The organism is Bifidobacterium callimiconis (assembly GCF_003952005.1).
Taxonomy (GTDB): domain Bacteria; phylum Actinomycetota; class Actinomycetes; order Actinomycetales; family Bifidobacteriaceae; genus Galliscardovia; species Galliscardovia callimiconis.
Genome location: NZ_QXGJ01000013.1, coordinates 1 through 22024, shown reverse-complemented (window position 1 = coordinate 22024; position 22024 = coordinate 1). Strand labels below are relative to the sequence as shown.

Genomic DNA, 22024 nt, shown 5'->3' with positions numbered 1-22024 from the left:
GTGCATCATTCCTTTCGGGAATCTGATGACGTTTACGGAGGCGTTTACCGTTACGGACTCAGCCTCAGAGAGAGGAGTCTGGATGGAGGGTGTGGGTCCAGGGGCCTTTGGTGAGGTAGAGGGCACCGTCGGGACTCCACGCCGCGTGCGCCTTCGGTTCGCCGTCGTGCATGGCGTTGAGCAGTACGGTGAATCCCTGGGAGGCCTGGGTCTCCGCACGGAGGAACTGCAGCTGGTCGCGGCCGTTCACCGGCGGCGCGACCGGCGAGGAGGTTCCCCATTCGCAGGTCACGGTGTCGACCGGCGTGAGGAACAAGGTCTGCAAACGCAGACCATAGTCGCACGCGGATGTGAATTCACGAACACCGCCCGCAGACGATACCGCCCCACGCGACGAGGTCTCCTCGGTCGTCGTGGCTGCCAGCGGCAGGGTGAAGCGGACCGTGCCGTCGAAGTCGCGCACGCGGTCGTGCACCAGAATCAGTTCGGGTTCGGGGAACCAGGTGATCGTGCGGATCTGCGTGCCCGCGCCTTCCGGATTGTCGATGGCGATCGTGATCGACTCCTCAGCGGCGCCATCGGCAGCACTGCCATCGGCAACGCCACCATCGGCAGCGCCACCATCGACACCACTCACATCCACTCCCCCAACATGCACGTCCAGCACGCGTGACGATCGCGGCGTATCCACGTATCCGAACTGACGACTGTACAGGCTTTCGTCGAGCCGTTCCACGGTGACCGCCGCCTGCTCCAGACGCCCATACCGTGACGCGAACTGCATGGTGGCGTGCGCGGAGGAACTGTACAGCCAGTCCTTGGAGGTGTCGAAGTAACCGATGATGCCGGGGTCGACCACGATCGGCACGCAGTCCTTGTAGTAGATGAACGATCCCTGATCGAAATGCCCGTGTCCGATCGGCCGCGGACTCGACATGACGGCGAGGAACTGTTCATGCGGCGTGCCGAACGCCTTGCGGAACAGGGCGATGCCGGAATCCGGGTAGGCGGCGGTCGAATGCAGCGGCGCCCAATCGTACGGTTCGTGGCCGGGCACCGGATCCATGTTCGGCAGCAGATGCTCGAACGCCACGGCCTCGGTGCTGAACGGCGGCACGGGCCGGCCGGCCTCCAGCCACAGGTCCCGCATCTGCTGGGCGAGCGCGGGATCCACCGCGGCCACGTCGCTGGCGTGCAGGCCGAGCTGTGCGAATTCGGTGCCGTCGCCAAGCTGATGGTCGCCGAACGTGGGCGTGGATCGGCGGCCTTTCTTGTACGCGTAGGGCGGGGTGACCATGTCCGCGTAGTAGCGGAACATGTCGCGCAGTCGGGTGGACCGGTACCAGTCGTCGCCGGTGCCGCGACCGAGCACGCCGGCGACGAACGTGTAGCGGCTCAATGCGGCCATATGGTAGCGCAGCGATTCGGGGAACGCCCCGTCCGGGTTCACGTGATCGTCGACCTGTGCCTTGAGAAACCATGTGCCGTCGGCGATCATGCGGCGGGCGCGCAGGGCGCGTGCGGGGTCGAGGATGCCGGCGTCGAGCAGGGCGAGCGAGATCACGGCGGCTCCGGCCATCATGTCGGTTTGCCAGTTGGTCGCGCCGAGCAGTATTTCGTCGGCCGGGTACGCCGTACGGTCGCGCGCGTCGGTGACGTACAGCAGCATGACGTCGATGAGGTCGAGGAACCGTGCGGTCTCACTGTCCGAGAACACGTGGAACGATTGGATCAGCGTAAGCGTGGCGGCCACCGAGCAGAGGATGCGGCCGGCCTGCACGGCGCCGTAGGAGTCGCAGCCGTATGGGCGGGCGTTGTTGACCATCCAATGTTCGGCACCCTGGCAGAAGTCGTCGAGTTCGAGCATGATCTCGTTCTTCGCCTTGATCGCGTAGACGCGTGCGGCTGCGGGATCGCGATCGGATTCCATGAACGCGACGATCGCGTCGGTCTGCGCGCTCAGGGCGGGGCCACGGCCAGGGCCCTTGACCTGCCAGAGTGCGGCGGCGCGATTGAAATCCCAGTCCTCGGCGCCGCATTCCTCGCAGTCGGCGTTGAGGAAGCGCAAGCGGATGTGCAGACCGTGCGGCATCACGCCGTCGAGTTTGCCCATGAACGCGAGCGTGCACGCGGTGTTCGCCGGCACGGAGATGGGCTGATCGTTGACCGCGCGGGCGCCGACGAAACCGGAGGCGTCGGGAATGGCGGTGGCGCCGGCGTCGACAATGTCTGTGCCCGCAACGTCAGTACCCGCAACGTCAGTGCCGACGGCGCCGTCCGTCAGATCGGGATTCTCCAGATACAGCGATGCACCCTCGCCGATGCGATACAGTTCGCGCGCATCGCGGCGGATCAGCGATCCGGCGGTGGAACGGGAGACCCAGTGCGCGGGAACGTCGGCGGCTTCTTCGGGGCTATCGGCATGGTCTGCCGCCCCGTCGAATCCGGGATTCAGCAGCGCCCAGTCGCCCTCCTGCGCGGAGGCGATGCGCAGCTGATCGATCCACGCGAAACTGCGGCCGTCGGCGTACCGTTCGGTCGCCGGAAGTGCGATCTCGATGGTCGCCGAGACGGCATCCGCCGGAGTGACGAAATTGTATTCGCTTTCCGAACTCGCCCACATGCGGAATCTGCGGTCGGCCGCGGCATAATCCACGTCGTCGCGGCACAGACCGGCCATGGCGTCGGCGTCGGACGGCCTCCATTCGTCGGCGATGGCCTTGATGTCCCGATAGCGGGCGCTCAGGAATTCGTCGGAACGGATGCGTTCGATCAGGGCCGCCCGTTCGTCCGCGGAGGAGAAGAACAGTGCCGGGAGATCATCACCGTCGGTCAGATCGCAGGCCAGCACGCGCGATGCCAGGCAGTTGCGGATCGCGTCCATGCAGTCGGCCACGCGGCGGGCGAGCGCACGATGATCGGGGGACACGGCGTTGACGGTGGTTTCGCACGCCGCCAACGCAGTCTCCAGATCGCGATACCGTTCCGGGTTCACGTTGCCGAGGGCAGTGCCCGACTTCACCGAGTCCAGAACCTGACGGGCGCGCGCCGTCGTCGTGTCCACACGGTCGCGCAGCTCCGGCAGCGGCAGGGCGGCCAGATCCTGCGTGGAGAGCCAGTCGGCGGCGTCGGCAAGACCATAGGTGCGTTCCATGTCGCCGGGCGTCTGCCAGCCGGTGATCATGGTGTGGAATCGCGTGACGAAGTCGGCGGCGTCGATGTCGGGCAGGAAATGGTGACTGTGGCTGAACGGACGACGATACGTGCCGTCGATCACGCGTTCGGCCAGGTCGAGCATGTCGGCCACGCCGTCGAGCGCGCCCTGCGGGTAGACCGCGTCGGGGTCGTTCATCACGGCTTTGGTGTGGGCGGCCAGCCGCTGCAGCCGCATGATGGATTCGGCACTCATTGGATTCGCCTCGTTTGGGTGGATGGAGATGGGGATGGGATCCCTCCCTCAGTCACGCTTCGCGCGACAGCTCCCTCCCACGGAGGGAGCACAAGCAAGATTGCCAGACGCGTTGCGTGACAGCTCCCTTGGGGGGGGACAAGTGAGATTGCCAGACGCGTTGCGTGACAGCTCCCTTGGGGGGGAGCACAAGTGAGATTGCCAGGCGCTCGCTGCACGACAGCTCCCTCCCATGGAGGGAGCACGAGTGAGATTGCCAGGCGCACATTGCGCGATGGCTCCCTCCGAGGAGGGAGCACGAGTGAGGGAGAAATCAGTGGACGCGCTTGATGGCGAGGATGCACAGGGCGGCGCAGCTGAGGATGATGAAGCCCATCGGGAACAGTCCGCGGTAGCCGAACGCGCCGATCACGGCCGCCGCCACGATCGGGGCAAGCAGGTTGCCGATGGTGCCGGCCACGTTGATGAACGCGAGATCCTTGGCCGCGGTCTTGGCGTCGGGCAGCACGCTGGTCATGATCGTCTGGTCAAGCGCGTTGAAGATGCCGCCGCCGATGGCGGAGATGGCCACGTAGATGGTGTACGTCATGGGCGTGGGGTCGAAGAACGGCAGCCAGCAGGGCACGCAGACCACGAACACGGCGATCACGCACGGGATCTTGACGGTGTGGAAACGGTCGGCAAGCGGGCCGGAGATCAGGCAGAACACGATGCCGATGACCAGGCTCAGCGAGGCCATGAGGCTCATCCAGTCGGCGGCCTGCGCCTTGGTCTGGTGCATGTAGTCGGTGAGCGTGAACAGACGGTAGGTGCCAATGCCGCCGGGCATCATCCACAGCATGCGGGCGAGCGCGGCGAGGTAGTAGTCACGGCTGCCGTGCAGCGGGGGCAGGAAGTTGCGGAACGCGGACAGGTCGAACTTGACCGGGTCCTCGTGCTTGTTGGACGGCTCCTTGCAGATCACGCAGGCGACGAGCACGCAGATGTCGGCGGCGACGAGTGCGAAGATCACACCGGCGGGGATGTTGTTCATGAACTGGGCGGCCACGGCCTGCACGCCGAGGTTGCCGATCTGTCCGGCCACGCCGAACATGGCGGATGCGGAGCCGCGCCAACGCGGTGCCACGCGGTCGGGCAGCCAGGCGGTGCCGGCTGCGGTGATGGCGTGGAAGAACGCGTCGTACGCCCACCAGGACACCAGCATGACGGGCAGGCTGTCGGTCATGGCGAACACGATCAGACACAGCGAGCCGGCGACGGCGCCGCCGATCACCCACGGGGTTCGCGAGCCGAAGCGAGATCGGGTCATGTCGGAGAGCGCGCCGAAGATGATGCCGGAGATCAGCGAGACGATCATGGTGACGGACGTGACGAGTGCCACGATGGCGACCTTCTGACCGGGGGCGATGTTCGCCACCTTGGCGGGCAGCAGCACGGCGTTGAGCGCAGTGAACGGGGCGGCCCATCCGGCGGGGCCGATCAGCAGCGCCAGCGCGGGGCGCCATGGGAACTTGGGCTGGTCCTCATCGGAGATCTTGGAGACGATCGTCGTCCCCTCCTTCTCCTTGGCTACGGTGTTCGACATTGAAGACACTCCTTTATGGTCAATGCATACATAGGCGGTGGCCGCGACCGATCCCCTGCCATGCGGATCGGATGTGGTCGTTGGGCAACGGGCCGGAACGGTGTTCATCCTGCGCTTGTGCAGTTCATCAACCGTTTTCTCGGCGTTGCGATAGCTCTAACCATAAATGGTTGATATCGGTTTCATACAATCGTGCGACACGCCGAACAATCGTTGATATTGCAATCAAATCAAGGTGTTTATAGGACATTCATTGCGCAACGAGTTTATGCAACTGGTTTCATGGACTGTCGTGCCGCCGGCGTCGCACATAGTGGGACGCGATACAATCGCAACCATGACAAGACGGAACAGTCCCGGTCCCCGCGCGGGCACGGGAGCCAATCTGCGCGACGTGGCGCGGGAGGCAGGAGTGTCGGTCAGCACGGCGTCACGCGCGCTGTCCGGCAACACGCACATTTCGGATGAGACCCGGGCCCGGGTGGTCGACGCGGCGCAACGACTCAACTACACGATCAACGGACTCGCCCGATCCATGTCGGGAGCCGGACCGCGGCCGCTCGTCTATCTCACGTATCAGGTGCGCGACGACGCGCAGGGCGACATCATCATGGGACTCGAATCCGTGGCGAAACAGCATGACTCCATGCTGATCGTAAGCACCACCGTCAGCGCGGATGATCGAACCTCGGATCTGATCGACTTCTTCACCCAGCAGCGTGCGGCCGGCGTGGTGATCGGCCGGTCGGGCGACGACTCCCCCGAATTTCTCGCCAACGTGCGGCGCTACCGCGATCATCTGCGGTCCATCGGCTCGCCGCTGGTGTTCTGCGGGCGACCGGAGATCCCCGGTGAGCCGAACATCCCCACCGTCGACTACGAGCAGACCGGGCCGGGCCGCCGACTCACACGGGCGCTGACCGATCTGGGGCATACGCGCATCGCGTTCGTGGGCGCGGAAACCAACATGCCGGCGCAGCTGCGCATGCGTGGATTCGAGCAGGGCATGCGAGAGTCCGGGCTTGAGCCGAACCCCGCATGGATGGTGCACTGCCGCAATTCGCAGGCCGAATCGCAGCCGGTCATCGAACGGCTGCTGTCACTGCCGGACGGGGAACGTCCGACGGCGATCGTCGCCCACTCCGACTACATCGCGCTCGGCGCCTATCGTGCGGCCCGGCGTCTTGGTCTGCGCATCCCCGACGATCTGTCGGTCGTCGGGTTCGGCGACATCCCCTCATGTCTCGACGTCACGCCGACGCTCACCACCGTGGCCGCGCCGTTCCTCACGCTTGGCCGGCAGGCGGCGCGATTCTGCTTCGACCCGCAGTCGGCGAACGGCACGAATCTGCACGCCACGTTCGCGTCCACGCCCATCGTGCGTGAATCCATGGGACCGGTGCCGCGATGAGCCGCGCGGGGCATCAGGGCCCTCGGCGGGAGACCTCCCCCGGTCCCAGCCGCACCGAGGGCGTGACGCTGCGGGATGTGGCGCGGGCGGCCGGGGTGTCGGTTGCCACGGCGTCGCGGGTGTTCAACGGCAAGGGATCCGTCAGCGATCGGACCCGGGAACGCGTGCTGCAGGCGGCTGAAGATCTGCATTACACCGTCAACACGCTGGCGAAGTCGATGATGGGCATCGGGCCGCGGCTGTTGGTCTACATCACGTTCGCGCGGGCCGGCACACAGAGCGATGTGATCGACGGCATGGAGCAGGTGGCCACCAGGCACGGGGCGATGTTTACGGCCAATACCGTGGGGCCGGATATCCATCAGGAGCGCGCGCTTGTCCGCATGTACATGCAGCAGCGCGCCACGGGCATGATCTTCGGCAAATCGGGGGACGGCTCCGCCGAATACGTCGAGCGGATCCGCCGGTATGACGAGGCGCTGCGGTCGATCGGCTCGTATCTGGTGCTGTGCAGACCGGAGATTCCGCAGCTGCCGCAGGTCGCCACGGTCTCATACGAGCAGACCATGGCGGTGAGCCGCGCCACACGCAATCTGGTGATGCTCGGCCATCGGCGGATCGCGTTCATCGGCGACTGGGATCAGGATTCGGCGCACCGGCGCGTGGACGGGTATCGACGGGGTCTTGAGAGCGAGGGAATTCCCGTGGACCCCTCGCTGATCATTCGATGTCCAAACATCACCGCGGACGGGTGCCGGGCCGCGGAACAGCTGCTGGGACGGTTCGTTGAGCGGCCGGATGAGCGGCCGACCGCCGTGATGACGTTCTCCGACGACATCGCGATCGGCGTGTATCGGGCCGCGCGACGGCTCGGCCTGCGCATTCCGGATGATCTGTCCGTCGTGGGATTCGACGACATTCCGTTCGCCGCCGACATCACGCCATCATTGACGACGATCCGACCGTCGTTCCGGGCCGTGGGGCAACGCGCCGCCGAACTGGTCTTCAAACGGCCGGAGCCCGGTAATCCCGACCTGCACACCACCTTCGAGTCGCGGTTCATACTCCGCGATTCGATCGCTCCGCCGGCGGGAAGGCGGTAGGGGGTAAGAAAAAAGAGTAGGCAGAACGGAATGGAGGCGCTTCGCGGGGAAAACGGCGAGCAGCGCCAGAGCCCTCCCTCAGTCAGACTTCGTCTGACAGCTCCCTCCCCAGGAGGGAGCACGTTCCTCTCCGGAGTTCTCCCTCCATGGGAGGGAGATGTCATGACGCACGTCATGACAGAGGGAGGGCCCCACCCCACAACAGAACCCTCCCTCTCTCTCCGCCCCAAAAACAACAATGGCCGCAAGGCGCCTGTTTCCAGGCACCCCACGGCCATCAGCCACGGAATCGATTATCGAACCATCGGCTCAATCAGACGGATCAGTGCACCTTCTTGATGAAGAACACGCAGATGGCGGCGAGCGTCAGCACGATGAAGCCCATCGGGAACAGACCCGCGTAGCCGAAGGTGTGGATCACCCAGCCGGCGAGCAGCGGGGCGCACAGGTTGCCGACCACGCCGCAGGAGTTGAGGAACGCGAGATCCTTGGCGGCGTTCTTCGGGTTGGGCAGCACGGTGGTCATGATCGCCTGGTCGAGGGAGCTGAACACGCCGGAGCCCAGCGAAGAGACGGCCACGTAGATGGTGTACATCACCGTGGTCGGGATGAAGAACGGCAGCCAGCAGGGCAGGCCCACGGTGAGGATCGCCACGCCCAGCGGGATCTTGATGCTACGGAACTTATCGGCGATCGGGCCGGCGATGATGCCGCAGCTCACGGCGGCGATCACGGCCAGCAAAGCCATGAAGCTCATCCACTTGCCGGCATCGGCCTCGGACTGGCCCATGTAGTCGGTCAGCGTGTACAGACGGTAGGTGCCGATGCCGCCGGGGACCATCCACAGGAAGCGGGCGAGCGCGGCCAGCCAGTAGTCGCGGCCGCCATCCTTGGGCGGCAGGAAGTTGGTGAGCGCGGCGCTGATCGTGAACTTCTCGCGAGGGACGTCCGTGTTGGAGGGTTCACGGCACACGGCCACGGACAGCAGCGACAGCACGTCGCCGATGACCAGCGAGATGATCACGCCGGTGGGGATGTTGGTCACGAACAGGGCGGCCACCACCTGAGCGCCCTGCAGGGCGGCCTGGTGTCCCACGCCGTACAGCGACGACGCGGTGCCTCGCCAGCGGGGAGCCACCTGGTCGGGCTGCCATGCGCAGCCGGCCGCCAGCATGGCGTTGTACACGGCCGCGTACACCCACCACGACACCAGCACCACGGCCACATGGCTGGTGAACGCGAAGCATAGCAGCGCGATGGTGCCCAGGATCACGCCGCCGACGATCCACGGGGTACGGGAGCCGAAGCGGGTGCGGGTCATGTCGGAGAGCGCGCCGCCGATGATGCCGGCGAAGATGGAGATCACCATGGTCACCGTGGACACGATGGCCACCATGGCCACCTTGCCCTGCGGGTCGATCTGCCCGATCTTGGCGGGCAGCAGCACGGCGTTGACGGCCTGGCCCGCCCAATACCATCCCGCTCCTCCGAAGAGCAGGCCAAGGCCAGGCTTCCACGGGAACTTCGGCTGATCCTCATCCACTATTCCGCGGTGCGGGGATACCCCGGAACCGTTGCTTACATATTGTGCAGCCATGACGACACTCCTTCATGCTCATTTCCCACCCGTCTTCCCCGACGGGAGTCCGACGACATCGTCGTTCGGTGACAATTCAGAACAATATCATTAAGAAACCGATTTCAAAAAAGTTTCAAAACACGAGAAAACCATTGGAATTGCAACAAAAATCAGCTTCATGGTCAACAACGGGCACCATGTTTTTCTGTAACAAGTTACATTCGTTCCATCAGAGAATCGGGCCAGGATATGCTCGGCTTCGCTTAGTCGCACTGCCGGAACGAGACTTCCTCGCAACAGCCGGACAGGCAATCTCCAAGTTCTGAAGTCATTTGACCCCGTTGCAGACATCAATCTCCGAGTTCTGAAGTTTCCAGCGCCGAGTCACGAAGTATGGCCGACGAAATTGCAACGACCGTACCCCGGTTTCCGGTGCCGGAAACTTCAGAACTTGGAGATTGATGTCCGGGAACAGCGAATATTACTTCAGAACTCGAAGATAGGCGTCCGACGGCACGGGATACATCCAGAAAAGAGAAAGACGAGGAGGAATATAGAACCCATTGGAATTTTACCCCGGATCAATGGCACGTGAACGGTGGTTTGCCATTGGTAAAACAGTGGCGATCCACGCTTAACAGCCGGCGGACACGCTCCTACCATGGGAGCCATGAGCATTCCAACAGAGTATCCAATGAAGCAGTATCTCGGCGGCATCGTGGAAGCACTGAAGGCCGCTCCCACCAATGGCGCCAATCCGAACGACGTGGAGACCATCCGGTTCTACGGTGAGCTGGGCAACGATGCGCCCGACTCACAGCTGCCGAACGTGCTGGTCGCCATCGCCCGCGTGACCCGTTCCGTCTCCGAGGACGAGGCCGCCAAGACCGCGTTCTCCAAGGCCGGCGGCTTCGGCTACGTGAAAGACGCCCAGCACGCCATCATGGCCACGCTGGACAAGGATTCCGAGGACCTCGTCAAGAAGCGCGGCTGAGCGGAACACCATCCATTCTTGTTTCCTACGCGAAAGGCCCCGGAGCGCAATGTGCTATCCATTGCGCTCCGGGGCCTTTCGCGTCGAACACGACATCCAGCGTGTCCCGCGCCCGTGCGGCCGGCCTGCGGGTACGATCCGCTTCGCTCCCGTGACGGAACGTAACCGTGGGAACAGGCTCGATTACGATCCGTCACCCATATACACCATAACGTAACCGTAATCGAGGATCCGATTACGTCATGCCTGCCAACGACAGCGGAACGTACGCGAACGCCCGGCTCCGGGTACGTTGCGTTTCGACGAGGAAACCAAACGTACCTGAAACCGGGCGAACGGTATCAGACCTGACTATTCCGTCTGTTTCGGCTACTTTAGGTCGTCCCACACGCCGGTGGCCTCGAGATCGGCCACGGTGCGGGCGGTGTCGTCGGTGAGCACGGTGATGTGCCCCATCTTGCGGTTGTGCCGCACCTGCGCCTTGCCGTAGTCGTGCACGTTCCACTCGGGGTGGTCGGCGATCAGCGCGCGGCTGGGCGCCACATGCTGGCCGAGCACGTTCACCATGACGGCGGGGCTGAGCAGCTTCGGCTCGGGCAGCGGCCAGCCGGCGATGCCGCGGATGTGCGCGTCGAACTGGTCGATCGAGCAGGCCTCGATGGTGTAGTGGCCGGAGTTGTGCGGACGCGGCGCCAGCTCGTTGACGACCACGCGGCCGTCCTTGGTGATGAACAGCTCGATGGCGAGCGTACCCGCCAGCTCGAAGCCCTTCGCCAGACGCAGCGCAAGATCATGGGCCTGCTGGTGCAGCTCGTCGCTCACTTCGGCCGGGGCGACGGTGATGTGCAGGATGTTGTTGCGATGGTCGTTGCGCACCATCGGGAACGTCACGTAGTCCTTGCCGTTGCCGGAGACCAGGATCGACGCCTCGAACGCGAAGTCGACGAATCCCTCGAGAATGCTCGGCGGGAAGCCGCCGCCACGGTCGCCGCGGGCGCGGATCTTCTCAAGGTCGGCGTCGCTGCGGAGCACGTGCTGACCGTGACCGTCGTAGCCGCCGGAACGGGTCTTCAGCACGCACGGGTAGTGCAGGTCGTCAATGGCGGCCTCGAGCTCGTCGAAGTCGTTGACCTCGCGCCACGGGGCGGTCTCGATGCCATGCTCGTTGATGAACGTCTTCTCGTTGATGCGGTCCTGCGTTACGCGCAGCAGGTCGGTGCCCTGCGGGGCGGCGACCAGGTGGCGCACCTCGTCGATGGCGTCGGCGTCCACGTTCTCGAACTCGTAGGTGAGCACGTCGGACTTCTCGGCCAGGTCGTGGATGGCGGTCTTGTCGTCGTATTCACCGACGACCTGGAAGTCGGCCACCTGTGCGGTCGGGCAGTCGGGGGTCGGGTCGAGCACGCCGATGCGGAAGCCGCGGTACTTGGCCACGATGGCCATCATGCGGCCGAGCTGGCCGCCGCCGACGATGCCGATGGTGGCGCCGGGCTGCAGCATCTTGACCGCGCCGTTGGTCTCCTCAGACAAGCTGGGCATTCGATTCCTCCACCTTCTTCTTCAGACCGTCGCGGTACTCCTGCAGCTCCTTGGCCAGACGCTCGTCGGTGGTCGACAGGATGCTCACGGCCAGCAGACCGGCGTTCGTGGCGCCGGAGTTGCCCACGGCCGTGGTAGCCACGGGGATGCCGCCGGGCATCTGCACGATGGACAGCAGCGAATCCCAGCCGGACAGGGCGTGGGAACGCACCGGCACACCGATGACCGGCAGCGTGGTCTGCGCGGCGATCATGCCCGGCAGATGGGCGGCGCCGCCTGCGCCGGCGATGATCACGTGGAAGCCCTTCTCACGCGCGGAGTGGGCAAAGTCGGCCATGAGCTCCGGCGTACGGTGGGCGGAGATCACCTGCTTGTGGTACGGAACACCGAACTGATCGAGCATTTCGCAAGCATGCTTCATCGTCTCCCAATCGCTGGAAGAACCCATAACGACCGCTACCAGCGGCGTGTTTTCGGCCATGTCGAACCTCCCGTTCAAGGACCCATAAGAACAGACACCACTGTACGCACGGCGGGGGAAAACGGGGACGGGGTATTGGGGAGGGGCACGGTCGGCGCGCCCAGTAGCCCTCCCTCAGTCATGCCCTGCATGACAGCTCCCTCCCATGGAGGGAGCACACGCACATTGGTCGTCCTGCGAACATGCAGCCCCGACGGCTTAGGGAGCACGATGGTCCTGAACGCATGCGGGCCGACGCCGAATCAGTTCTCGGCGAGGACCTCCACGCGGACCTTCTTGGAACGCAGGAAGGTGATCGCGTCGCGAATGTTGCGTTCGGGGCCTTCGAACACCGCCACAATGCCGCCGATCGGATGCTTGCCCACGATCTGCACGTCGGCGAGCATGATGTTCACGTCGATGCCGAACTTGCGCGTGACCAGCGAGACCAGCGGCTCGGAGACGTCCTCGTGCACGTAGCGCAGGGAGATGAGCTTCTGTCCGGGGCGCAGATCCACCACCGGATCATGGCCGTCGAGCAGGGTCTGCACCTTGCCGAGGCTGGACGCCGACTGGGTGAAGATGCGCGTCTGCGCGGCCTGCGGGTCGGCGAGCACGGCATGCGTGGCACCCTCCTCCACCACCAGACCGCGGTCGAGCACCACGATGTGGTCGCAGATCTCCTTGACCGCGGAGATCTCATGCGTGGCGAGCAGCACGGTCGCCTCGGATTCGTGGGCGAACTGCTGAACGAGTCGCAGAATGTCGAGGCTTTCGAGATGATCCTGCGCGGCGGTCACCTCGTCGAGCAGCACGATGCGCGGGCTGGACGCGAACGCGCGCGCCACGGCGGCACGCTGCAGTTCGCCGCCGGACAGCTGCGACGGGTAGGTGTCCTTCTGCGAGCGCAGGCTCACTTCCCGCAGCAGTCGGAACGCCTTGGCACGCGCCTTCTCGTCGGGTTCGCGTGCCTCGGGGTCCTCGCCTGCGGCGATGGCCACGGATTCGAGGATGGTGCGGTCAGGATCGAAGTCGGGGAACACGCCCACCTTGCTGATCTGCGCCTTGACGGCGGCCAGGCCGGTGGCGTCGAGCGCGCCGAGGTCCTGCCCGAGCACGCTGATCGTGCCGGAGGTGGGGGTGAGCGTGTGGTCGACGAGCTTGAGCAGCGTGGATTTGCCGGCGCCGCCCAGTCCGATGATGCCGTAGATGCCGCCGGCCTCAAAGTTGAGATTCACGTCCTTGATCAACGACTTGGGACCGTCCGCGGTCAGCACCGTCTTGGTTACCGAGGAGAAGACTATCGCATCGACCATCGGGAGTTCCCCTTCCATTCCGTCATTACCGACGTCCATCGCTGGCCTTCGCTTGGCATGATCCGGCATCGCCCGTCATGCCGTCGCCTGCCATACAGGCGTCGTCCAGCTTGTTTCACACACGTTTGCTGATTGCGATCGTAGTGAACTTCGTCCCCGGTTTCCAGCCGCACGCGCGGGATGTCGCGGGAAGATACCGGAAAGTTCGCTGGACGTTGCATGGATGACCGTTGCGATTGCAAGGATTTCCCGACTTCCTCCCGGATCGGTATAAACGCCGTTTGTGGAAACCGATCAAATATTCGTAATCGACGGTCCGATGACGGGTCATCCGGCCATGAAGAGCGGTTCGCAGAGGCGGACGCGGGTGGTAGACGCGGCGACAGATTCGGCAGCGAACGCGGGCGACGAACGCCGGCAGCAGGCACGAACAGCAGGTCCGGCAGCGGACGGGGCGACGATGCGGCGCCGTGTATTCGCTGTGCAAACGTGTGCTTGCTGCGTAGGGAGGATCACCTCATCCGTCGGCTACGCCGACACCTTCCCCTCAAGGGGAAGCTGTCGAGCGAAGCGAGACTGATGAGGTGACCCGTTTTCACGCAGTGAAAACAACCACCGTATCGCCGCAAGGCGATGCCGCCGCCCGCACGCTCACGCTCACACGCGCAGCACAACCTTGCCGAAGACGTCGCCGTCGAGAACCTTGCGGAAGGCGGCGGGAGCGTCGGCGAGCGCGTACGTGGAGTCGATGACGGGGTGGATGTCGGCGTGCTCGACGAAGCGCAGCAGTCGAGCGAAGTCGTCGCGCGATCCCATGGTCACGCCCTGCACGCGAATGTCCTGGAAGAACACGCGGGTCAGTTCGGCGCCGGGCTGGTCGCCGGTGGTAGCGCCGCAGACGGCGATCGTGCCGCCGGGGCGCACGGACTTGACGGAGTGCGACCAGGTGGCCGCGCCCACGGATTCGATCACGGCGTCCACCTTGCGCGGCAGTCGGACGCCCGGTTCGAATGCGGCGTCGGCACCCAGGGCGACGGCACGGTCGCGCTTAGCTTCGCTGCGGGAGGTGACGAACACTTCGAGTCCAGCCGCATGGGCGAGCTGGATGGCCGCGGTGGACACGCCGCCGCCCGCGCCCTGCACGAGGATCGTGTCGCCGGGCTTCACGCCGGCGGCGCTGAATACGAGCGAGTAGGCGGTCAGCCAGCTGGTGCCGAGCGCCGCGGCCTCGTCGAAGCTGAGGTTCGTGGGCTTGGCGAACACGTTGGCGCTGGGCACCTGGGTCTTCTCGGCGAGCGTGCCGGCGTATTTTTCGGACAGGATGGTGCGGCGCTCGCCCGGTGCCACGCCGTTGCCGTCGGTGCCGACGAACGTGTACAGCACGACTTCGCTGCCGGCCTTGAGTCCCTTACGCACGGGGATGTCGTCGTCGAGGATGCCGGCGGCGTCGGTGCCGAGGATCATCGGCGTCTGCGCGGCGGACAGTCCCACGCCCTGCAGCGACCACAGGTCGTGGTGGTTCACGGTGGCGGATTTCACGCTGATCGTGGACCAGTATTCGCGGGGCGTCGGCTCGGGCCTCTCCCCCACTTCCAGTACGGACAGCGGATCGTCGTAGTTCACATCGTTCGCGTATACGGCCTTCATTGGCATTCCCTTTCGCTCGGCATGTCGTCGTATTCATTGTGACGCCGGCCCACGGCAAACCGTGCCAGACACGCCCATGCGCGCCCCGCAAACGCCCATGACCGGAAACACCCGTGATACGGAGATGTTGGGGGTATCGTACGAAGTGGATGCATCGGTCGCATGGTTTCGGCTATGCTTTCGCCTTTGGAAGACGAGCGACGCGCGAGCAGCGAAGGAGCAGGGATGAGCGATTTTCTGGCGGGGATCAACGGTCCGAGCGATCTGAAGCATCTTGCCGTGGATCAGCTGCCTGATCTGGCGGACGAGATCCGCCGCGCGCTCCTCACGTATTCGCACGCCCATGGCGGGCACATCGGTTCGAATCTTGGCTTGGTGGAAGCCACGATCGCCCTGCACTACGTGTTCGATTCGCCGCGCGACCGCATCATTTTCGACGTCTCCCACCAGAGTTATGTGCACAAGATGCTTACCGGACGCCGTGAGGCATTCACCGATCCGTCGAAGTTCGGCGATGTGACCGGGTTTACGAATCCGTTGGAAAGCGCGCACGATCCGTTCGTTTTGGGCCATACGGGCACGTCGATCTCGCTGGCGTGCGGCATGGCGAAGGCGCGCGATCTCATGGGCGGCGACGGCAACGTGATCGCGCTGATCGGCGACGGCGCGCTCAGCAGCGCGGTGGCGTTCGAAGGACTGAACGAGGCCGGCGAACTGCGTTCCAATCTGATCATTGTGCTCAACGACAACGAGATGTCGATCGCCGAGGATCATGGCGGCATGTACGACGATCTGGCGGAACTGCGCGTGTCGAAGGGCCGTGCGCAGCGCAATCTGTTCCGTTCGATGGGACTTGACTATCGGTACGTGGAGGACGGCAACGACGTGGCCACGCTGGTCCGCGCGTTCGCCGACGTAAAGGACATCGACCATCCGATCGTGGTGCACATTCACACGCTCAAGGGCAAGGGACTCGGCAGCGAGGAGGGGTCGGTGGAGAGCAACCACTGGCATAACCCCGATTCCGCGGCGGGATCCCCCCTTAATGCACGCAAGACGTACGGCATGATGGCCATGGACGCGCTGGCCGCACGATTCGACCGTGAGCCCGGTCTGCTGGTCATCTCCCCCGCCACGCCCGGCTCGAACGGCATCACCCGCGAATGGCGCGCCGCGGCCGGAACGCACTATCTTGACACGGGCATCACCGAGGAGCACGCCGTCGCGTTCGCCGCGGGCGTCGCGCGGGCGGGCGGCACGCCGGTGCTCGCCACGAGCGCCACGTTCTTCCAGCGCGCGTACGACCAGATCCATCAGGAGTTCGCGCTCAACCAAGCGCCCGGCACGCTGCTGATCTTCGGCGGCGGCATCTCCGGCACCGACAACACGCATTCCGGTGCGGGCGACATCATGATGTTCGGCAACGTGCCCGGCCTGACCTGCCTGGCACCGACGAGCGGTCGCGAACTGCTCGACATGCTCGCCTGGTCGACCGGACCGGCCGCACGCCCCGTGGCGATCCGCATGCCCGGCAACGACATACTTGCCGCCGAACGGTCGGGCGGATATCCGGCGTTCGACGAGACGACGACAATCGGCGCGACAATCGGCGATGGCAGTGTTGGCATCGACAGTGCCGCTAGTGCCGACGGTGTTGGCGCTCATGATGAACACGACATCACCGTCACGCCGACCGCCGGCAACCCGTGGGCTCATTACACCGTCACGCGTTCGGGGTCGCGGATCGCGCTGATCGGCCTCGGCGACGCCTACCCGACCGCGGAGGCCACCGCCCGCGAGCTCGACGCGCATGGCGTTACAGCCACGGTGATCGACCCGCATCAGTTCTCCACGATCGACGTCGTCACGCTCGACGCGCTGCGCGCCGATCACACGGTGGCCGTGACCATCGAAGACGGTCAGCTTGAAGGCGGCTGGGGCGAGAAGATCGCCTCGTACTACGGCCGGGTTGGCCAGACGGCTTCGACGTCTCAGTCGGCGACCCCGTCTCAGTCGGCGACCCCGACCACTCCGATGCGCGTGCTCAACTTCGGTGCGCGCAAGGAGGTCACCGACCGCGTGCCACTGCCCGCGCTGCGCGAACGCTACGGACTGACGCCGAAGCACATCGCCGAACGCGCGCTCGCGGCGCTGTGAGAGATGCTTTCCGGAGGTTCGGCATAACTAGTAAAAACAGAGATGGACGGCCGCTCATAGGAGTGGTATCGGTCTACGACCGATACTGCATTGTTGCGGCTTTGCCGCATCACCTCATCCGTCGGCTGGCGCCGACACCTTCCCCTCAAGGGGAAGGAGGGGTTTGTCTGTATTCCGTTCTCGCCACAACGCAGACAAACTTACCCCTGTACGACAAACAGGGTTTATCCGCCTTCCTCTCAACGGCGTCACCTCATCCGTCAGCTGCGCCGACACCTTCCCCTCAAGGGGAAGGAAGGGCTGGTTTGCATTTTGCGCTTACTGGAATATGGATTAGCTTGTGCTTTTCCGAGTACGGCTCACGGGGTTCACCCGCCTTCCCCTTGAGGGGAAGGTGGCCGGCGCTAGCCGGACGGATGAGGTGACGCGGCGAAGCCGCATCAACGAAATATCGACCGCAGGTCGATTCCACCAGCCGCTCCCCCACACCAATCCCACCAGCCGATCCAACAGGTCGATACCGAACACCGACCCCATCGGCCGATCCAACACACCAATTCCACAAACCGCTCCCACGCACCTACTGCTCGTTCTTGATCGCGTCGAGGGCGGGAATCTTCACGGCCTTGTTGGACGGGCCGAAGCCGGAGATCAGACCGATCGCCATGGAGAACAGGATCGCGAACACGAACAGCCACGGCGGGATCACCGACAGTCTGGTCACGTCGTCGCCGCCCATGATCGCCTGCCGCACATGCTCCCAACTGAATCCGCCGAGCACGAGCAGATTGAGGCCCAGCGAAATCACGCCGCTCAGTATGCAGCCGATCACACCTCCCATGAATCCGATCGCGCCGGCCTCGCCGAGGAACATCATGCGGATGTCGCGCACGTAGCAACCGAGCGCCTTCATGATGCCGATCTCGCGCGTGCGTTCGGTCACGGACATGACCATCGTGTTCGTGATGCCGATCGCCGCCACGAGCAGCGACACCGCGCCGATGCCGCCGAGCATGAGCTGGATGAACCGCGACTGCTGCTCCAGATCCTTGCGCATCTGCTCGTACGACGTGGTGCCGAATCCCATGTCACGGATCTGCTGCTCCACGTCCGGCACCTGCGAGATGTCGCTCACCTTGACCATCGCCTGGTTGTACGACGTGCCCTTCAGCGCCGTCGACTTGTCGAGCTTGGCGAGCATGGCCCTGACCTGCGTGATGTCCAGCAGCATGCCGGTGGACGTGGCCTGCCCCTTGTTGTAGTCCTCCTTGAGGATGCCGGTCGGCTTGAACTTGAACGTGTTCGCCGAGGACGACCCCGAACCGGACGAGCCGTCGCCGGTACTCGTGCCGTCGGTCGTGCCCGTCGTGCCGGACGCCGAACCGACGACTCCCGAAGACGAACCGTCCTGTGAGCCGAACGTGACGGTGATCGTGGACGTGACCGGGTCGAAGAACGGCTTCTGTGCCTCGTCCGCGGGCACGGTCTCGCAGTTGCCGGTGTTGTCGCACTGCGTCACCTGACCGTCGCCGGCGTCGTACGGCTGATTGCGCATGTTGCTGCCTTCGGGCCGGTACTTGTCCATGAACTGGTAGGCGAAGTACTGTCCGACGAGCACTTCGTCGGCGCGTTTGGGTGCCTCGCCCTGTGTGAGTTCCAATCCCAGTGTCGAGAATTCGGACATGTCGATCGCGTCGATCATGACGTAGGTCGTGTAGTAGCGCCCATTGTCGGTGCTGACCGTCAGCGGATAGTCGATCGTCATCTGCCCGGTGGCGCCCACCACGCCGGGAATCTCCTTCATCGACGCGATGGCGTCGTCGTCGAGCTTCACCTCGCCGTCCGCCCCGGTGCCGGACGAGCTCGTGGACGTGCTCGACGCGGTGCCGTAACCGGAGCCGGGCTTGTACACGGTGATGACGTTGAGATCGCCCATCTGCTTGAGCATGGCTTGGTTCTGCTCGCTCACGCCCGCGCCGAGCGAGATCATCAGCACGATCGAACAGCAGCCGACGATCACGCCGAGCACGGTGAGGATCGTTCGCGATTTGCGTCGGAACATGTTCTGCGCGCACAGGCGCAGGATATCGTCGAAACGCATGGCAGGTCCCGTCTAGCGGCCGCGACGGCGGGCGCCGTTCGGTGCGTCGTGCGCGCTCGTACCGGACAGACCGGTGCCGGGCATGTCGGAGACGGATGCGACGGCAGGCATGTCCATCGTGTCGTCGTTGGGCGTGATGACCGTGGTGGCGGCGCCGTCCGCGGCTGCCGTGCCCGCACCCGCGCCGGCGGTGGACTCTCCGGTGGCCGAGGTGCTGTCGGCGCCCTTCTCCCAGTCATCCCAAGCCTCGTCGACGCTGGCCTTCTTCTTGCGCTTCCTCCTGCGACGCACCACCACGATCACGACGATCAGCAGCACCACAGCGACTGCGACGATGGCGTACGCCCACCACGGCACGCCCTGCTGCTCCTGCACGGTCGCGTCGGCGGCTGCGTCGGACTCGACCGGGGTCGGCGGCTCCTGCACGTTGAGCGTGACCGGGAACTCCTTGGTCTGCGGATGGCCGTCGGAATCCTCGTAGGTGACGGTGAACTTGGCGTTCACCTCGCCCGTGGTGGTGGGCGTGAACGCGAATCCGATCGAACCGGACGCGCCGGACGCCACGTTGCCGAGATACTGGGTCTTAGTCACCGCCTCAATGCCGTCGCCATCCACCGTGGCCTCCACGTTGGCGATGTCGCCCTTGCCCTTGTTCACGTATTCCATGGTGACGGTGGTCTCCTCACCCGAGTTGACGGTCTCGGGGATCTGCGGGTCGTTCACCTGGAAGCGGTCGGGCTGACTCACCGGCACGGACAGTTTGATGTCGGTGTTGTTCGAGCCGCGCTGGTCCTGATCCACGTACTCGTAGCGGAAGCTCACGGTGATGCCCTGTGCGCCGCTTTTGGCGCCGGTCACCGCCTGCATCTGCACCTCCTGGCTCAGGCTGCCGCCCGCGGACAGACGGTCGAAGTAGAACGTGTTCGTGCCGCCGGCGATGGTGAAGTTCTCGCCTCCGTCCACGGTGACGACCATGTTCTCCACGCGTACCTTGCCCTTGTTCTGGAACGTGAAGTTGAGCGGGAACGTGGCGCCCGCGGCCACGGTGTTGCCGCCGTACGTGTAGCCGGTGACGATGATGTTCGGCACGGGTCCGGCGATCACGGTCTGCGTGGAACCGGAGCCGTTGTCCGTGGCGGTCGCGACGGTGCCGTTCGCGGCGGATGCGCCGGTGTTGTCGTCGGCGAGCGCGGGAGGCGCGCTGACGGCCAGTCCGAGCATCAGGCTCATCATGACCGCAAGCAGCATGCCGAGCAGTCGGCGCACCGGCGTTGCCGCGGCCGATGCCTGGCTGGTGGATATGACGTTCATAGGGTTTCCTTCTTCTAGTTCCGTTGTTGTCAAGTACGATGTCAAGTTCGGCCGGCCTCTCTCCCTCCTTCCCCCTGAGGGGAAGGTTTGAAGAACACGCCTGACGCGAAGCGCAGTATGAACCATTTCCTTCCCCTTGAGGGGAAGGTGTCGGCAAAGCCGACGGATGAGGTGACGCCGCGACCAGTCGCAACGTGCATGTACCCGTCATCGGCTGATTCCGCTTCGCCGTTTACCGGATGGTGGATTGGGTCGCCTTCGGCGGCTGTGTTCTGTTTTCACCTCATCAGTCAGCCTGCGGCTGCCAGCTTCCCCTCAAGGGGAAGCCGATGTGAGACGATTCAGGCTTCCCGCGGCTGCCGGTTTCATCGTGCGGTTTTCATCGTGCGTCAGGGGTGGGCGGAGTTGGTTCAGGCGTTCATGGTGTCGGCGATGATGCGACCGTCGAGCAGGGTGACGATGCGGTCGGCGTAGGAGGCCATGTTGCCGTCGTGCGAAACCAGCACGATCGTCTGGTCGAGCCGTCGCGCGAACGAGCACATCATCTCCATTACGTCGGTTTTGGTTTTGGAATCGAGGTTGCCGGTCGGCTCGTCGGCAAACACCACCTGCGGCTTGGCCACGAACGCGCGGGCGATGCCTACGCGCTGCTGCTGTCCGCCCGACATCTGGTACGGGAAGTGCTTCATGCGGCGTTCGAGGCCGACGCGTTTGAGCATGGCCCGGGCCGCGGCCTCGCGCTGCGCCTTGGGGACTCCGCGGAACATGAGCGGCATGGCCACGTTCTCCACGGCGGTGAGGTTGGGCAGCAGATTGTAGGACTGGAACACGAATCCGAGATGCTTCTGGCGGAATTCGGCCAGTTCGTGCTCCTCGAGTTTGGAGATGGGCACTCCGCCGATCATCACGCCGCCGCGCGTGGGTTTCTCCATGCCGGCGAGCTGGTTGAGCAGCGTGCTTTTGCCGGATCCGGATTCGCCGAAGATGCAGCAGATCTGTCCTTTGGGTATGCGCAGATTCACGCGTTCGAGCGCCACGACGACCTCGTCGCCGACCGGATATTCCTTGCGCAGGTTCCGCACTTCGATGATGGGTCGGGATGGTCCGTGATCGGATCCGCCCATGGCTCACCTCCTTTGCCACCGACCGTACGCACCTTGGCGTTGATGGCGGTCGACGGATCGTCTCTTCCTCGACGGCGTTCAGCCATCGCCGATCGCCGCTGCACGATCAAGGATCGTATGGGCTCCTCCGAAGTTCAACCCCTGCCGTGTCAGATACGGCAAGGCGAGTGAGTCGGACGATTTCGCGCAGCATGACGACACTGTTTTCAGCGTATCGCGATTCGACACGACACCCCCATAGTTCCCCGGGATGATTTCCCGACGACGGTGTCGGGGTGGGGGTGGGGG

The 22024-nt window shown here is 64.5% G+C and carries 14 protein-coding genes; 4 read left to right on the top strand and 10 right to left on the bottom strand.

What is annotated here, in order from left to right; all coding sequences use genetic code 11:
• Positions 1 to 64: 64 nt before the first annotated feature.
• Together D2E23_RS10165 and D2E23_RS10160 are read right to left on the bottom strand one after the other, a co-directional pair.
• The gene (locus tag D2E23_RS10165; protein WP_126030796.1) at positions 65 to 3409 is read right to left on the bottom strand and encodes a heparinase II/III domain-containing protein; all 3345 of its coding nucleotides are present in this window, start codon (positions 3407 to 3409) and stop codon (positions 65 to 67) included.
• Between the two features lie 313 nt (positions 3410 to 3722).
• A complete protein-coding gene (locus tag D2E23_RS10160; RefSeq protein WP_164520786.1) occupies positions 3723 to 4994 on the bottom strand; it encodes an MFS transporter in 1272 nt (423 codons plus the stop codon).
• Between the two features lie 337 nt (positions 4995 to 5331).
• Between D2E23_RS10160 and D2E23_RS10155 the strand changes: the two genes are divergently transcribed.
• Together D2E23_RS10155 and D2E23_RS10150 are read left to right on the top strand one after the other, a co-directional pair.
• Positions 5332 to 6405: a LacI family DNA-binding transcriptional regulator gene (locus D2E23_RS10155; protein WP_164520785.1), complete on the top strand. Its 1074-nt coding sequence runs from the start codon at positions 5332 to 5334 to the stop codon at positions 6403 to 6405.
• A 62-nt stretch (positions 6406 to 6467) separates the two neighbouring features.
• Positions 6468 to 7508, top strand: a complete 1041-nt coding sequence (locus tag D2E23_RS10150) for a LacI family DNA-binding transcriptional regulator (protein ID WP_164520784.1) — start codon at positions 6468 to 6470, stop codon at positions 7506 to 7508.
• Positions 7509 to 7830: 322 nt separating this feature from the next.
• Here the strand turns inward: D2E23_RS10150 and D2E23_RS10145 are convergent, their stop codons facing one another.
• Positions 7831 to 9105, bottom strand: coding sequence for an MFS transporter (locus D2E23_RS10145; RefSeq protein WP_126030792.1), 1275 nt, complete (start codon positions 9103 to 9105; stop codon positions 7831 to 7833).
• Positions 9106 to 9757: 652 nt separating this feature from the next.
• On the opposite strand from D2E23_RS10145, the gene D2E23_RS10140 reads away from it, so the two are divergent.
• Positions 9758 to 10081 (top strand): hypothetical protein, encoded by a 324-nt coding sequence (locus D2E23_RS10140; protein ID WP_126030791.1) that lies wholly within the window; start codon positions 9758 to 9760, stop codon positions 10079 to 10081.
• Between the two features lie 369 nt (positions 10082 to 10450).
• Here the strand turns inward: D2E23_RS10140 and purK are convergent, their stop codons facing one another.
• The 4 genes from purK to D2E23_RS10120 all read right to left on the bottom strand — a co-directional run bounded on the left by purK (position 10451) and on the right by D2E23_RS10120 (position 15043).
• The gene (purK, locus tag D2E23_RS10135; protein WP_126030790.1) at positions 10451 to 11620 is read right to left on the bottom strand and encodes a 5-(carboxyamino)imidazole ribonucleotide synthase; all 1170 of its coding nucleotides are present in this window, start codon (positions 11618 to 11620) and stop codon (positions 10451 to 10453) included.
• Positions 11604 to 12101, bottom strand: coding sequence for a 5-(carboxyamino)imidazole ribonucleotide mutase (purE, locus tag D2E23_RS10130; RefSeq protein ID WP_093959957.1), 498 nt, complete (start codon positions 12099 to 12101; stop codon positions 11604 to 11606). Before purE ends, purK begins: the two co-directional genes overlap by 17 nt.
• A 242-nt stretch (positions 12102 to 12343) precedes the next feature.
• The gene (locus D2E23_RS10125) at positions 12344 to 13396 is read right to left on the bottom strand and encodes an ATP-binding cassette domain-containing protein (RefSeq protein ID WP_164520783.1); all 1053 of its coding nucleotides are present in this window, start codon (positions 13394 to 13396) and stop codon (positions 12344 to 12346) included.
• A gap of 657 nt (positions 13397 to 14053) precedes the next feature.
• Complete coding sequence (locus D2E23_RS10120) at positions 14054 to 15043, bottom strand: zinc-binding dehydrogenase (protein WP_126030788.1); 990 nt, start codon at positions 15041 to 15043, stop codon at positions 14054 to 14056.
• A 225-nt stretch (positions 15044 to 15268) separates the two neighbouring features.
• Here D2E23_RS10120 and D2E23_RS10115 point away from each other — a divergent pair, with 225 nt between their 5' ends.
• Positions 15269 to 17200, top strand: a complete 1932-nt coding sequence (locus tag D2E23_RS10115; RefSeq protein WP_126030787.1) for a 1-deoxy-D-xylulose-5-phosphate synthase — start codon at positions 15269 to 15271, stop codon at positions 17198 to 17200.
• A gap of 580 nt (positions 17201 to 17780) precedes the next feature.
• Here D2E23_RS10115 and D2E23_RS10110 read toward each other — a convergent pair.
• From D2E23_RS10110 to D2E23_RS10100, 3 genes are all read right to left on the bottom strand, one after another.
• Complete coding sequence (locus tag D2E23_RS10110) at positions 17781 to 19301, bottom strand: ABC transporter permease (RefSeq protein WP_126030786.1); 1521 nt, start codon at positions 19299 to 19301, stop codon at positions 17781 to 17783.
• 12 nt (positions 19302 to 19313) lie between these two features.
• Positions 19314 to 20612: a COG1361 S-layer family protein gene (locus D2E23_RS10105; protein WP_164520782.1), complete on the bottom strand. Its 1299-nt coding sequence runs from the start codon at positions 20610 to 20612 to the stop codon at positions 19314 to 19316.
• 410 nt (positions 20613 to 21022) lie between these two features.
• Positions 21023 to 21736, bottom strand: a complete 714-nt coding sequence (locus D2E23_RS10100) for an ABC transporter ATP-binding protein (protein ID WP_126030785.1) — start codon at positions 21734 to 21736, stop codon at positions 21023 to 21025.
• Positions 21737 to 22024 lie beyond the last annotated feature (288 nt).